The 13543-nt window shown below is 42.1% G+C and carries 15 protein-coding genes; 8 read left to right on the plus strand and 7 right to left on the minus strand.

Annotation, left to right across the window (positions count from 1 at the left end; translation table 11 throughout):
• Positions 1-80: 80 nt before the first annotated feature.
• Positions 81-1181, minus strand: a complete 1101-nt coding sequence (gene carA / locus QWZ17_RS01070) for a glutamine-hydrolyzing carbamoyl-phosphate synthase small subunit (RefSeq protein ID WP_290302983.1) — start codon at positions 1179-1181, stop codon at positions 81-83.
• A gap of 279 nt (positions 1182-1460) precedes the next feature.
• Here carA and panB point away from each other — a divergent pair, with 279 nt between their 5' ends.
• Both panB and QWZ17_RS01080 read left to right on the plus strand, forming a co-directional pair.
• A complete protein-coding gene (gene panB, locus QWZ17_RS01075) occupies positions 1461-2273 on the plus strand; it encodes a 3-methyl-2-oxobutanoate hydroxymethyltransferase (protein WP_290302984.1) in 813 nt (270 codons plus the stop codon).
• A gap of 237 nt (positions 2274-2510) precedes the next feature.
• On the plus strand, positions 2511-3236 hold the full coding sequence (locus tag QWZ17_RS01080) for an RluA family pseudouridine synthase (RefSeq protein ID WP_290302985.1): 726 nt from the start codon (positions 2511-2513) through the stop codon (positions 3234-3236).
• 58 nt (positions 3237-3294) lie between these two features.
• On the opposite strand, the gene QWZ17_RS01085 is transcribed toward QWZ17_RS01080, so the two are convergent.
• The 3 genes from QWZ17_RS01085 to yiaK all read right to left on the minus strand — a co-directional run bounded on the left by QWZ17_RS01085 (position 3295) and on the right by yiaK (position 5035).
• Entirely contained in the window at positions 3295-3753 is a 459-nt protein-coding gene (locus tag QWZ17_RS01085; protein ID WP_290302986.1) for a type II toxin-antitoxin system VapC family toxin, read from the minus strand.
• Positions 3753-3968, minus strand: coding sequence for a hypothetical protein (locus tag QWZ17_RS01090; RefSeq protein WP_290302988.1), 216 nt, complete (start codon positions 3966-3968; stop codon positions 3753-3755). Before QWZ17_RS01090 ends, QWZ17_RS01085 begins: the two co-directional genes overlap by 1 nt.
• A 77-nt stretch (positions 3969-4045) precedes the next feature.
• Positions 4046-5035, minus strand: a complete 990-nt coding sequence (gene yiaK, locus QWZ17_RS01095; protein WP_290302989.1) for a 3-dehydro-L-gulonate 2-dehydrogenase — start codon at positions 5033-5035, stop codon at positions 4046-4048.
• 173 nt (positions 5036-5208) lie between these two features.
• Between yiaK and QWZ17_RS01100 the strand changes: the two genes are divergently transcribed.
• Positions 5209-5736, plus strand: coding sequence for a lipocalin family protein (locus QWZ17_RS01100; protein WP_290302990.1), 528 nt, complete (start codon positions 5209-5211; stop codon positions 5734-5736).
• 119 nt (positions 5737-5855) lie between these two features.
• Entirely contained in the window at positions 5856-6434 is a 579-nt protein-coding gene (gene purN, locus QWZ17_RS01105) for a phosphoribosylglycinamide formyltransferase (RefSeq protein ID WP_290302991.1), read from the plus strand.
• A gap of 139 nt (positions 6435-6573) precedes the next feature.
• On the opposite strand, the gene QWZ17_RS01110 is transcribed toward purN, so the two are convergent.
• Positions 6574-8406, minus strand: coding sequence for a MutS-related protein (locus QWZ17_RS01110; RefSeq protein WP_290302992.1), 1833 nt, complete (start codon positions 8404-8406; stop codon positions 6574-6576).
• A 64-nt stretch (positions 8407-8470) separates the two neighbouring features.
• Between QWZ17_RS01110 and rlmH the strand changes: the two genes are divergently transcribed.
• The 3 genes from rlmH (at position 8471) to QWZ17_RS01125 (ending at position 10677) form a co-directional block, all read left to right on the plus strand.
• Positions 8471-8944 (plus strand): 23S rRNA (pseudouridine(1915)-N(3))-methyltransferase RlmH, encoded by a 474-nt coding sequence (gene rlmH, locus QWZ17_RS01115; protein WP_290302993.1) that lies wholly within the window; start codon positions 8471-8473, stop codon positions 8942-8944.
• Positions 8945-9124: 180 nt separating this feature from the next.
• Positions 9125-10054: a cation diffusion facilitator family transporter gene (locus tag QWZ17_RS01120; RefSeq protein WP_290302994.1), complete on the plus strand. Its 930-nt coding sequence runs from the start codon at positions 9125-9127 to the stop codon at positions 10052-10054.
• 215 nt (positions 10055-10269) lie between these two features.
• A complete protein-coding gene (locus tag QWZ17_RS01125) occupies positions 10270-10677 on the plus strand; it encodes a Dabb family protein (protein WP_290302995.1) in 408 nt (135 codons plus the stop codon).
• A gap of 214 nt (positions 10678-10891) precedes the next feature.
• Here QWZ17_RS01125 and QWZ17_RS01130 read toward each other — a convergent pair whose 3' ends face one another.
• Positions 10892-11407, minus strand: coding sequence for a DUF5606 family protein (locus tag QWZ17_RS01130; protein WP_290302996.1), 516 nt, complete (start codon positions 11405-11407; stop codon positions 10892-10894).
• A 115-nt stretch (positions 11408-11522) separates the two neighbouring features.
• Positions 11523-11960: a peptidylprolyl isomerase gene (locus tag QWZ17_RS01135; protein WP_290302997.1), complete on the minus strand. Its 438-nt coding sequence runs from the start codon at positions 11958-11960 to the stop codon at positions 11523-11525.
• A 339-nt stretch (positions 11961-12299) separates the two neighbouring features.
• Here QWZ17_RS01135 and QWZ17_RS01140 point away from each other — a divergent pair, with 339 nt between their 5' ends.
• Positions 12300-13481, plus strand: coding sequence for an asparagine synthetase B (locus QWZ17_RS01140; protein WP_290303060.1), 1182 nt, complete (start codon positions 12300-12302; stop codon positions 13479-13481).
• The last annotated feature ends 62 nt before the right edge of the window (positions 13482-13543 follow it).

Consider the following 13543-nt stretch of genomic DNA (forward strand, 5'->3'; position numbering starts at 1 on the left):
CTAATTTGGTCATCCCATTTTCAAATCTTCAAATTTTCAAATCATTTGAAATCTGCACATCTGAAATCTGCACATCCAAACTATTGCATCAACTTAATAAAGTCATCAAACAGGTACCTTGAATCGTGCGGACCAGGTGACGACTCGGGGTGGTATTGTACCGAGAATGCTTTTTTATCTTTTACACGGATACCTTCTATCGATTGATCGTTAAGGTTAACGTGGGTAATTTCTACTTTATCAGAAGCGCGAACAGCCTCTGGTACCACACCAAAGCCATGGTTTTGCGAGGTTACTTCGCAGTGGTTAATGATGATGTTTTTTACCGGGTGGTTTAAACCACGGTGACCGTTAAACATTTTCTTGGTTGGGATATCGTTAGCCAAAGCTAATAACTGGTGGCCTAAGCAAATACCAAACATAGGTTTATCGGCAGCTAAAATTTCTTTTACGGTAGCAATAGCATAAGGCATTGCCGATGGATCGCCGGGGCCGTTTGAGATGAAGTAGCCGGTTGGCGCAAAATCCTTTTCCATTTCGGCATAAGTAGTTTTAGCCGGGAATACTTTAGCGTATACATTACGATCGTCAAAGTTGCGCAGGATGTTTTTCTTAACACCAAGGTCAAGCACAGCTACGCGGTAGGCGGCGTTTTCGTCGCCAAAAGTATATGTTTCTGTAGTTGATACCTGTGATGAAAGTTCCAGACCATCCATTGAAGGTACATTGGCAAGTTTAGCTTTCAACTCGTCAAGATCAAGTATCTCTGACGAAATGATAGCGTTCATAGCGCCTTTATCGCGGATATGGCGAACCAGCTGGCGGGTATCCACATCGCTGATGCCTACAATATTTTGCTCCTGAAAATAATCCTGGATAGATTTATCGGCCTGTTTACGGCTGAAAGGAATGTTAAAGTTTTTACAAACCAGGCCGGCAATCTGGATGTTGCCCGATTCAACTTCCTGATCGGCAATACCGTAATTCCCTATGTGCGAATTGGTTGTTACCATAATTTGCCCAAAGTAAGATGGGTCGGTAAAAACTTCCTGGTAACCGGTCATGCCCGTGTTAAAACAGATCTCGCCGGTAGTAGTACCAATTTTTCCGGCGGCTTTACCGTAAAAAACGGTTCCGTCGGCCAATAAAAGTACTGCCGGTAATTTGGTGAAATGCGTCATTTAGTAAAAAAATTGAATGGATAAACAGATCGGATTTTCTGGCTCGAAGCTCCGTGAAAAAACCTCTTAAGGTGGAAGTAAGATACCCCTTTATTCACGGCGCAAAAGTATATATTTATTTCGGATTTCGGAGTTTCGATTTCGGATTTTTTTATTTTGACTTACTATTCTATAGTAATATTTAATAACCGGAAACATTTTCAAATAAAACATCCAAAATCTCAATTCCGAAATCCGAAATTAATAACAACCTTTGCATCTCTTTAATACATTTTAACAATGTCTGTAAACAAAGAAGTTAAAAGGATCACCACGCATATCCTGCAGGAGATGAAAAACCGTGGCGAAAAAATTGCCATGCTTACCGCCTATGATTACTCCATGGCAACCATAGTTGATGAAGCCGGCATGGATATCATTTTGGTGGGCGATTCGGCATCAAACGTAATGGCCGGTCATGAAACTACGCTGCCCATAACGCTCGATCAGATGATCTATCACGCATCGTCGGTAGTACGTGCCGCTAAGCGCGCTTTGGTGGTGGTTGATTTACCATTCGGCTCATACCAGGGTAACTCCAAAGAAGCCTTAAACTCGGCCATCCGCATTATGAAGGAATCAGGGGCGCATGCCGTTAAAATAGAAGGCGGTGTAGAAATTGCCGAATCCGTTAGCCGTATCCTTACCGCGGGCATCCCCGTGATGGGTCACTTAGGCTTAACGCCGCAATCCATTTATAAATTTGGCACCTACACCGTGCGCGCCAAAGAAGACGCCGAAGCACAAAAACTAAGGGATGACGCCCTTAAACTACAGGAATTAGGATGCTTTGCCATTGTACTGGAAAAAATACCAGCTAAGTTAGCTACAGAAGTAAGCCAAAGCGTACATATCCCCATTATAGGCATAGGCGCAGGCCAGTGCGATGGACAGGTTTTGGTTATCCATGACATGCTGGGTATTAACAACGGCTTTAAACCTCGTTTTTTACGCCAGTACGCCAACATGTACGAGCAAATGAACACCGCGTTTAAAGGTTACATTACCGATGTAAAATCAAAAAGTTTCCCAAGCGAAAAAGAACAGTATTAAATAGATGTGCAGATTTCAAATGTGCAGATATGCAAATGATTTGAAACAAGATGTGCAGATTTCAAATGTGCAGATATGCAAATGATTTGAAATAAGATGTGCAGATTTCAAATGTGGAGGTGTGCAAATGATTTGAAATAAGATGTGCGGATATGCAAATGAATTACAGACGCAAGTTAACTGAAAATCAAAAATTAATAAATCCGACATCGAAATTCCCAAATCCGAAATTAAAAGATGGCTCGTCCCGAATATAATTATACCAGTTATGATGTTACCGATAAGGATGTTCTTTATGAGGACAATCACCTTATCGCGATAAACAAGCGCGCGGGCGATATTGTACAGGTTGACGATACCGGCGATGAATCATTGGATGAAAAGGTAAAAAAATACATCGCAAAAAAATACAACAAACCCAACGGCGCTTTTTTAGGTGTAGTACACCGGTTAGACAGGCCCGTGAGTGGCGTTATCCTGTTTGCAAAAACCAGCAAAGCTTTGGAGCGCATTAACAAGATGTTTAAGGCGCGCGAAATGCACAAAACCTACTATGCCGTAGTGCGCAAAAAGCCTTATCCGGAGTTTGGAACGTTGGTACACTGGCTGGTAAAAAACCCGCAGAAGAACGTTACCAAAGCTCATGATAAGGAAGTTGTTGGCAGTTCACGGTCTGAGTTACATTATAAATTAGTGGGCGAGCTTAACGGTTACTACTTAATTGAGGTTGATCCTATAACTGGCAGGCCACACCAAATCAGGGTGCAGTTATCTACATTGGGCTGCCCTATTGTAGGCGATAATAAATATGGCTATCCCCGCGGTAGCTTACGCAAAAGCATTTGCCTGCATGCCCGCCTGCTTACTTTTACCCACCCTGTAAAAAACGAACCAATAGGTATTATTGCCCCAGTTCCTCGCGATGGCTTTTGGGAAAAGTTTGAAGATATGATGGTGGGGTAGCTTGAAGAAGAATCAAGAGATTAGAGTCAAGAATTAAGATTTTGGTTATTTTTCTTTTTTAGAAAAATGGCGAAAACTCTATGGCTTTCATCTTTTGAACTTCAAAAAATACGCCATTCAAATGATCAAAATCGGCATCCGTTGTTAATAACTTTAAGCCTAACAACGCGCAAAGAGTTGCTATCCAAAGGTCGTTCTTGCCCATATTTCTTGGGGTATCAAACAGATAACCAGTAAAACCAGGGTTTAATCTTTGGGAGAATGTATCAATCTCTGCATAGGTGTTAATGTGAGACTGACTTATATCGATAATATTAATCTGCTCTAAAAACTCATCGAGCAAAGCGACTCTGTTCTGCCCCCATCTGTTTCTGATTGCCAATGATTTCAATTCAGCTTCCGTGGCAACTGAAATATATAATTTAGCTTTATCGGGATTTATATAATTCAATATTCCGGCAAAGTCCCGTGACCTGATAATATAAAAAATAATATTGGTATCAAGTAGAAGATTCATTACTTATCGTTTTCCAACTGTTTGGATAAGTTGTCCCATTCTTCTTGGCTAAAGGGTTCAACTGGGGAAGCTTCCTGAAGGGCTTTAACTAATTTATCAGTGTCTTTATTTTGCTTGTGACTAAATGCAGTGGTGCCACCAGCCGCCAAAACCTCCTCAACCGAGTACGATTTGTGTGTTTTAAATAAAATTGGGGTCGAGGTATTGGCTTTCACTATCTAATCTCCTTTATTTTCAAATATAAAAACAATTTATCGTATTTGTTTAAACCGGGCTGCAACCGCATCCAACTTCACAAGCCCTTTACCACCTCCCAAATCTTTTCATCAACCAATACACCTTCGCGCAGATTTTTTTCCCGGGTTTTAAGTGTATTTTCCCCGGGATAGGATATGGAACTATCCGCGTTTTCGGGTGCACTTGTTTTGGTGTAGGCAATAATCTCTTCAATTAATGAAGTTGTTTGTTGGCCGCTGCTGGGTTTTATGCAGATGAATACCTGGGATACACCTGCTTCGGCACCGCTTTGGGTGATTTTCGCTGTGGAATTGCCGCCGCTTAAAACCGTAGCCAATAGATCAAGCACCAACGACAGGCCCGAGCCTTTCCAGAAGCCAACCGGCAATATTCTTTTTGATTCTAATATCCCGGCAGCATCGGTGCTTAAATTACCCTCATCATCATAACCGCCCGGCAAAGGCAATGCCTCGCCTTTACTTTTATACTGCATTAACTTACCTACCGAGTATTGCGATATAGCCATATCCAAAACCACATGCCCCTCTTTACGTGGCACAGCAATCACCAAAGGGTTATTCCCCAAACGCGGATCAAGCCCACCCCAGGGCGGCAAATTGGCTATGGTATTGGTAAAGCAAATGCCTATTAAGCCCGCCTCTGCCGCCTGCCAGCCGTAAGTGCCGGCGCGCATCCAATGGTTGGTGTTTTTTATGGCTATACAGCCTATCCCGCTTTCGTTAGCTAATGCTATCGCCCTATCCATACAAAAGCGGGCATTGAGCATGCCAGGGCCATAATTACCATTCCATTGCTCTAAAGCACCAAACCTACCCTCCTTAGTCGGCTCCTCATCAGGCTTAACCAAACCACCCTTTACATGGCCCACAAATGTTGGGAAACGATTTAAACCATGGGTATATACCCCGTCCCTGCTGTTTTCGGCAAAAATAGTAGCGCAGGCTTCTGCTTTGGCATCGGTAAAATGGAGGCTCAGCAGTACCCGTTTAAATTCGGCTTTAAGCTCATGGAATGGTATGCGCATGTTTTAAATTCAAAAGTTTAAACTCAAAAGTAAAAAAACCTTTAACCATTAATTCCTTTGGTAACGTCATAATGCTATATGTCTTCTAAAATAATTTACCATTTACAGAGTTATAAATACGTCCCGATAGCCTGGTAATGGACAGGAATTTTTATTTTTGCGGCATAAGTTCAATGAGAAACAAGCTTTTATTATTCTTTATCCCCGGTTTGTTGGCTATCAACCTGTTTTGCAATTCGTGTAAAAAGGATACCAATAGTAATATTCCGCACCTTTTAAGTACCGGTACCTGGCAGCTGGCTTCTATTTTGGTTTATCATTATACAGGTAACTCGCAAAACGGTGATCCGGACACGTTGAACACCACTTGTTTGAAGGATCAGTTTTTTACCTTTAAAAGTGACAATACCTGTTCATACACCAATTTCGCTTGCCTTGCCCAAACAACTACCGGCACCTGGACCCTTACCGAAAATAAGCTATATTTTGCATCAGACATGGTTGCCAAGGATACAATAGCAGGCGGAAACGGAAGCACCACTACCGTAAAGCCGTTTACAAACACGCAAATAACCACCTTAGGAGTTTACTCATTGGTGCTACAAACCGGCGATGTTGAGCCTAACTATTCGGCTACAAAAAAAAGAACCGTTGTTAGGTATGGTTTTATTAAGCAAAAAGCCACAACCATTACCAATTAAAATACGTAAAATTTTATATTTGGAATATAATTGAACGCTTTGTTATTAGTTACCTGCAATAAATACAAAACTGGTGTAAAAGCCTTGCCAGGTAATGTCATCACACTTGAAAAACTTTAATGAAGAAACGAATTGCCATTTTTGCTTCAGGTTCGGGCTCAAACGCCCAAAAGTTAATGGAGCATTTTAAACGCAATGCCGAAGCCGAAGTTGTACTGATACTCACCAACAACCCGCAAGCCTACGTATTACAGCGTGCCGACAATTTTGAAGTGCCATCGCACATATTTACCCGCAAAGAATTTTTTGACACCGATGATGTGATCCGCCTGCTTAAAAACCTGCAGGTTGATTTAATTGTATTGGCCGGCTTTTTATGGCTTGTACCCGGTTCATTATTAAAAGCATTCCCTAATAAAATCATTAACCTGCACCCTTCCCTGCTACCCAAATACGGCGGCAAAGGCATGTATGGCGATAACGTGCACAAAGCCATCCTGGCTGCCGGCGAAGAAGAAGGCGGCATTACCATCCATTTTGTAAACGAAAACTTTGACGAAGGCGAGATCATCCACCAATCGAAATTTAAGATTGAACCAGGCGATAACCTGGAGATGGTAAAATTTAAAGGCCAGCAATTAGAGCACCTGCATTTCCCGAAAGTGGTGGAAGCCCTGATAAAAAAGATGAACAGGTAACGCGATTTAATGATTTTATAAGATTAACAAGATTTTTAATTGCAATTGACTTGTAAAAAATCCTGTCAATCTAAAAAAATCTGCTTAATCAAGGTTCAGACAAAATCACTTGCACATCAAAAAACCTTAACTCTTGATTCTAATCTCTTGATTCTTCTTCCTCCTCTACATTAATCCCAATTTGCTTTAATAACAACGACGCGTTAAAGGTTTTGCATTCGCCGTGTTTAATTTTGTAATCAAAAAGCATTTCGCCGTTTTTAACCTGGATATCGAAATAGTAATTCCGTACATAATCGGGATAGGTATCTTCTAAACGGGCTATTTGCAAATCGTGAGTGGCCACCATGCCTACGCCTTTTTTGGCTATCAGTTGTTCTATTACCGCTTTCGATCCACGGTATTTGTCAACAGAATTGGTGCCGCGCAACATTTCATCTATCAGGAAAAACACTTTAGTTTCTGTTTGTACGGCGGCAAGCAGCATTTGTAAACGATCAAGCTCGGCTTTAAAGGTTGAGGTACTTTCGTTAAGCGAATCTTTAATACGCATATAGCTTATGATGGTGATTACAGATACCCGCATACTTTTGGCACATACCGGCGCACCGCAAAGGGCCAGTACTGTATTAATACCGATAGTACGCAAAAAGGTGCTTTTGCCTGCCATGTTTGATCCGGTAATAATATCCACCTTAAAGGCATCATCAAGTTCGTAATCGTTTTTTACTCGTTTAAACTCGTCAATAAGTGGGTGCGCTATTTCTTTGGCTATAATGGTGTAGGATTCCTCATCTATAATTTCGGGATAAGTATAGCCGGGGTTATTGATAGCTAAACCGGCTAAGCCCATAATGGCTTCAAATTCGGCGATAACATTAAAGGCAACTTCCAGGCTTTCGTGATTGCGGCGTTTCCAGTTTTCAATGGCGATAATGTGGCGGATATCCCAAATAAAAAACACATTGAGGATAAAGCTCACAAACAGATTTAAACGGGAGTTTAACTTACCAATAAGTTTAGATAGCTGCCTGATCTGGCTCGAAACCGACTCATTACCCGCACGTTTAATTCGCCCGGCTAATGCCTGGTTATATGGAGCTTCCCAGCTTTCATTTTGAATGGCTTCAAAAGCTAAAGCATACAAAGCAAGCGACGCGCCAATTTTACCGGCAATCAGATCGGCCCGCTCAACCAGTTTGGCTCTTGAACTCACCAAACGGTTATTAGCAAAAGCTATCAGTACAGTAACATACCTTGCAGGCGCGTAAAATATACTGAACGCAATGAGTGCCAGCATGATATAAGGCGCGGCCTGGCTATAGATGGTTAAAAACTTTTCGTTCTTAATTTCAACAGTAGCCTTTAAATAGGTTATCAGGTTTTTGATATGATCGGCAGGTTGTTTTAAGCCGAATAACAACAGAGTTTGAAAATTCAGCTTCCAATCGTTTTTCCCCGCTATTTCTTTTACGGCCTGCTGCCTTTGCAAAATGGTTTGCTTATCGGCAGGAGCATCAAGCCATTTGGCCAGTTTATGATTACCCGGAGCTGCACTTGAACGGTTTATTAAATGAAACAGCGACCGGCTGCCATAAATATCCAAATCCGACGTGTAAAAATGTTTATCGTTGTTAAACATCGCACCATCATCATAAATATTGGTGCGGTGCAAAGTGTTCGCTATCTCGTTTTCGTTAACTTTTTTCAAGTCGGTATAGTACCGCTTAAGTTGTTCAAATTTACTTTGCTGCCTCACCAGCCATGCAAACCAAAAAACAGAACCCAACAGACAAAAAGCAAAGATCAGGATTTCGTTCTGAACTACGGCCAGGTATATTGAAAATATCAGGAAGCCAAAAACAAGCAATCGCTGCAAAGAATATTTGTTGGCCAGTTTTTCGTATTGGTTAGCTTGCTCAAGCGCGGTATCCGCCCGTTGTTGGTAATCACTTATAATATCCTGTTCCATCGGTAAAAAAAGTTGGGGCTAAATAAACACTAATATTTTAAATAAACGTTTATTTGTTTCAGATATGAAGATCACGTTTTTAACCGTTGGCAAAACCGAGGATGCTTACCTGAAAGAAGGCATCGAAAAATATGTTAAGCGACTGAAGCATTACACCAAATTGGAATTGATTGAACTAAACGAACTAAAAAACACCAAAGCGCTTACCCCCGATCAGCAAAAAGCCAAAGAGGCCGAAATAATCCTGAAAAAAATCACCCCGCTCGATCATGTGGTGTTAATGGACGAAAAAGGCACCGAATACACTTCCACCCAATTTGCAGCCTACATCAACAAACGGGAAATCAGCTCATCGGCCACGCTTATTTTTATTATCGGTGGGCCTTATGGTTTCGATCAATCCGTTTATCAGAGAGCCAATGATAAAATATCCCTATCGCGCATGACCTTCTCGCACCAGATGGTACGCCTGTTTTTTGTAGAGCAGCTATACCGTGCCTACACCATTATGAAAGGCGAACCGTATCATCACGAGTAGATGTGCAGATACTATTAGATGTGCAGATTTCAGATGTGCAAATATGCAGATGAATTTTATGACAAATGATTTAAATTGTGTTGATTTTCAAATTCGTGTGTTTATGAAAATCTGATTAAGACGAACAATCTGCACATTTGAAATCCGCATATCTGCACATTTTTTCCCTACCTTTGCCGCATGTCAGCACACGATCATTCACATGCACACGGTCACCACCACCATGACCACGCCCCCAAGTTAGATCATTTAAATACCGCCTTTATCATCGGTATTATCCTTAACTCGGCCTTTGTGGTTATTGAAGCTGTTGCGGGTTTCATCACCCATTCCCTATCACTATTAACCGATGCCGGGCATAACTTAAGCGATGTGGCTTCGCTCGCCCTGGCTTTATTAGCCTTTAAATTGACCAAAGTAAGCGCTAATAGCAAGTATACGTATGGCTATAAAAGATCAACCATTATTGTATCCTTCTTTAATGCTATGATCCTTTTTGTGGCGGTTGGTTTTATTATTTACGAGGCCATTATGCGCTTCATGAACCCCGAAATTGTATCGGGCGGCACCATGGCGTGGGTGGCTTTCATCGGCATAGGCATTAACGCCTTTACTGCCTGGCTTTTTGTGAAAGATAAAGATACCGACCTTAACGTGAAAGGTGCTTACCTGCACATGGCTGTTGATGCTATTGTATCTTTCGGCGTGGTAATATCCGGCGTTATCATTTACTTCACCAAAATTTACTGGATAGATAGCGTAGTAAGTATCATTATAGCGGTTGTGATATTACGCGGCACCTGGAGCCTGCTGAAAGATAGTCTGCGTTTGGAAATGGATGGCGTACCTGCCGAAATGGACCTTGAAAAGATCAAAACAGAACTCATGAAAGGTAAAGGTGTAGTAGATGTTCATCACATGCACGTTTGGGCGCTCAGCACTACCGAAAACGCCCTTACCGCCCACCTGGTGATCAGTCCGGATGCGATGTCGCAGTTCGATAATATTAAACACGATCTGCGTCACCGTTTAGAGCATTTAGAAATTAGCCACGCCACGTTTGAACCGGAGTTTTCTGATAAGAAATGCGAGCAGCCGGAGTGTTTGTAAGGCGTTAAGTAGTACTTTATACCTTGCCAGCTAAAATTATAACAACACCTAATATTGCGTCATGCTGATTTCAGCACCTCACTTGCAAAATATACTATATGCCGATGTCTTGTCCTGAGAGTTTCCGAAACAAGTTCGGGATGACTTCATTCGACTTTAATTGTGTTATTCATTTCAAATAATTCTTGTTACCTTAAACCATTATTTAACCTGTAATGAAATCAACAAGAAGAAAATTTATAACCACCACAGCCGCCCTGGCAGCAGGAACGGCAGTAGCATCAGCATTACCTATGACAGATCAAAAAGAAGAATGGCCGGTAGTACATCATGTGTTTTTCTGGCTTAAAAACCCTGGCTCAATTGAAGACAGGGACAAATTAGTTGCCGGCGTTAAAACGCTTTCAAAAATAGAAACCATTAAAAAATTAAAGGTTGGCATAGTAGCCAGTACCGAAAAACGGGATGTAGTTGATAATAGCTGGGCAGTATCTGAGCTAATGTTTTTCAGTGATCTTGCAGGTCAGGCTACTTACCAAAGTCACCCTATCCACCTGGAATTTATTAAAAATTGCAGCCACCTTTGGGAAAAGGTAATTGTATATGACGCGATTGACGCGTAGGCATTAGAATTAAAATCCCGCGAGGTTAGCGCAGCGTAACTCGTGGGTAAACCTGGGTAAGCTTTTAGCTTACGGCACCAAACAGGATTCGATTTTTGTAGTGTTTAGCTGAAATCTGCAACCATGATACTCACGAGCTGAAAGCTCGCGAAAGCAGTTATAAAATAAGAAAGCCCCGGTAAAACCAGGGCTTTCTTATTTTATAGTAAATCGCTTATGCTTTTTTAGCAGGCACTTTTTTAGCTTTTGCTTTTGGCGCTTCGGCAACCGGCTCTGGTTCTACCGCAACAACTTCGGCAACCGGCTCTTCTACGGCAGGCGCTTCCGGCGCAGGGGCCTGGGTTGGGTCGGCTTCATCAAATAATGGCAGCTCTTTTAATAGCTGGAACCATGAAATGATCTTTTTCATATCAGAGGCGTAAACTTTTTCCTCATCATGGGTAGGTGCTACTTCGTAAAAGAAGGTACGCAATATTTTGCCATCAGCCTTGGCATCAGGAACTTTTGAAGCCGATTTCATCTGCTCAAAAACATCAGTTAGCCTGATATCATCCTCTGTACCAAAAATGGTGATCTCGCTCAGGGCGGCTAATTTAGCTGTTGACAGGTTAGCTACCAGCTTTGTTTTTTGAGCATCAAGACTCTCCAGTACATAACCGGTTTTATTTTGTGCCAAAGCTCTCCACAAGCCCGGTTTGCCGGATACGGCTACAATTCCTTGTAAATTCATTTTTATTGGTTGATTAGGTGAATGGTTGATTAGGTTGATTGAGTTAAGTGGTTGATTAAGTTTTGCTTTTTAACCTAATCAACTCAATCAACCTAATCAACTACTCACCATAAAACTATTCCTCTATTACTTCGATGCTTAAAATTTTATCGCCCTGGCGGATAGCGTCAACTACGTCAACGTTTTCAATCACTTTACCAAACACGGTGTGGTTACGATCTAAGTGAGCAGTGTTTGCACGGTTGTGGCAGATAAAAAACTGTGAGCTACCAGTGTTACGACCAGCATGAGCCATTGATAACACACCACGATCATGGTATTGGTTTTCGCCGGTTAATTCGCAATCAATTTTGTAACCTGCACCGCCTGCACCTGTACCGGTTGGATCGCCACCCTGTACCATAAAGTTAGGGATAACACGGTGAAAGATAACACCATCGTAAAAGTTTGATTTTGCTAATTTTTTAAAGTTAGCTACGGTATTTGGGGCATCATTGTCGTAAAACTCTACGGTCATGTCGCCTTTTTCGGTTTTAATTATTGCTTTGCTCATTTTATTAAATGTTTTTTTGAAAACAGTTGGCAAAGGTAAGTAAAAAAGGAGAAAGGAGAAAAGACTTTGGGACTATTAGACTTTTGGATTATTGGACTTTTGGACGAAGGAAGGAAAGACAAAAGATAAAGGACCAGGCATCTGTGGTAATACATTCCCCGTTTATTCGTTACATTTGATAATCCACATTTATAACAACGTCGAATAGTGATTCATCAACCATATAAAAAGCGCCTTTCACCTTTCACCTTTCGCCTTTTACCTGCAATACGGCTTTTAGCTTTGAGCCTTTTGCTTTTAGCTCCTCTCCTAACCCGGGCTGCATCTATCCTGCTGCCTATGGATGATGAGCAAAAAGACCATCTTAAATCGTACGGGATCGCATTTCTGGCTTTAAAGAATGGCGAGGAAGTGGATTGGCTGCTCAATTACCGGGGTGGCAGTTTTTTGATGAAGTACGATCAAAAGATTGAGGAGGAATGCAAAATTCGCGGGGTAAGTTACCAGGTGCTGGCCGATGCCAAGGTGAGCGAGATTGTAAGCGAGGTGAGCGATCCCTCAGTAAACATGGATTTGGTTAAGTTAGAGAAAGCGCCTAAAATGGCGGTGTACTCGCCAAAAAACAAACTGCCCTGGGACGATGCAGTTACCCTGGTTTTAAAATATGCCGAAATCCCTTACGATGTGGTTTACGATGAAGAAGTAGTACGGGGCGATTTACCCAAATACGATTGGCTTCACCTGCACCATGAGGATTTTACCGGCCAGTACAGCAAGTTTTACGGCGCCTTCAGGTTTGCGCAATGGTATACCGATGATGTGAAGGGACAGGAAGCTTTGGCCCACAAACTTGGCTTTAAAAAGGTATCGCAAATGAAATTAGCCGTTGCCAAAAACATCCGTGATTTTTGCGCCGGCGGAGGGTTCCTGTTTGCCATGTGTTCTGGCACCGATACTTTTGATATCGCCCTGGCATCAGCCAATACAGATATTTGCGAACGCATGTTTGATGGCGATGCCGCCGATCCGGATGCCCAATCAAAACTGGATTTTACGCAAACCTTCGCGTTTCAGAATTTCACGCTGGATATGAACCCGATGTCGCACCAGTTTAGCAATATCGATGTAACCACCACCCGACAGGTTGAACGTACCCGCGATTTTTTTACGCTGTTTGATTTTTCGGCCAAATGGGATGTGGTGCCCAGTATGCTCACCCAGGATCACGACAAGGTGATTAAAGGTTTCATGGGCCTTACCACGGCCTATAACAAAAGTATGCTGAAACCAGGCGTAACCATTATGGGCGAAATGAAAACTGCCAACGAAGCCCGCTACATCCACGGCGAGTTTGGCAAAGGCCAATGGACCTTTTACGGCGGCCACGACCCCGAAGACTACCAACACGCCGTAGGCGACCCACCAACGGATCTTAAACTACACCCCAATTCGGCCGGCTACCGGCTGATTTTAAACAATGTGCTTTTCCCGGCGGCAAAGAAGAAGAAACAGAAAACGTGATTTAGTAGTAAGATTTTTTGATGTGCAGATATGCAGATTTCAGATGTGCAGATGAATTTGTC

The sequence above is a fragment of the Mucilaginibacter flavus genome (assembly GCF_030409315.1).
GTDB classification, from domain to species: Bacteria; Bacteroidota; Bacteroidia; order Sphingobacteriales; family Sphingobacteriaceae; genus Mucilaginibacter; species Mucilaginibacter flavus.

What these genes read in the sequence shown, in the direction of transcription:
- QWZ17_RS01100 (WP_290302990.1), top strand. Translation starts at nt 5,209, where the DNA reads ATGAGAAACAAGCTTTTATTATTCTTTATCCCCGGTTTGTTGGCTATC.
- QWZ17_RS01135 (WP_290302997.1), bottom strand. Translation starts at nt 11,960, where the DNA reads ATGAGCAAAGCAATAATTAAAACCGAAAAAGGCGACATGACCGTAGAG.
- QWZ17_RS01140 (WP_290303060.1), top strand. Translation starts at nt 12,300, where the DNA reads ATGGATGATGAGCAAAAAGACCATCTTAAATCGTACGGGATCGCATTT.
- QWZ17_RS01130 (WP_290302996.1), bottom strand. Translation starts at nt 11,407, where the DNA reads ATGAATTTACAAGGAATTGTAGCCGTATCCGGCAAACCGGGCTTGTGG.
- yiaK (WP_290302989.1), bottom strand. Translation starts at nt 5,035, where the DNA reads ATGCGCATACCATTCCATGAGCTTAAAGCCGAATTTAAACGGGTACTG.
- QWZ17_RS01120 (WP_290302994.1), top strand. Translation starts at nt 9,125, where the DNA reads ATGTCAGCACACGATCATTCACATGCACACGGTCACCACCACCATGAC.
- panB (WP_290302984.1), top strand. Translation starts at nt 1,461, where the DNA reads ATGTCTGTAAACAAAGAAGTTAAAAGGATCACCACGCATATCCTGCAG.
- rlmH (WP_290302993.1), top strand. Translation starts at nt 8,471, where the DNA reads ATGAAGATCACGTTTTTAACCGTTGGCAAAACCGAGGATGCTTACCTG.
- QWZ17_RS01085 (WP_290302986.1), bottom strand. Translation starts at nt 3,753, where the DNA reads ATGAATCTTCTACTTGATACCAATATTATTTTTTATATTATCAGGTCA.
- carA (WP_290302983.1), bottom strand. Translation starts at nt 1,181, where the DNA reads ATGACGCATTTCACCAAATTACCGGCAGTACTTTTATTGGCCGACGGA.
- purN (WP_290302991.1), top strand. Translation starts at nt 5,856, where the DNA reads ATGAAGAAACGAATTGCCATTTTTGCTTCAGGTTCGGGCTCAAACGCC.
- QWZ17_RS01110 (WP_290302992.1), bottom strand. Translation starts at nt 8,406, where the DNA reads ATGGAACAGGATATTATAAGTGATTACCAACAACGGGCGGATACCGCG.
- QWZ17_RS01125 (WP_290302995.1), top strand. Translation starts at nt 10,270, where the DNA reads ATGAAATCAACAAGAAGAAAATTTATAACCACCACAGCCGCCCTGGCA.
- QWZ17_RS01080 (WP_290302985.1), top strand. Translation starts at nt 2,511, where the DNA reads ATGGCTCGTCCCGAATATAATTATACCAGTTATGATGTTACCGATAAG.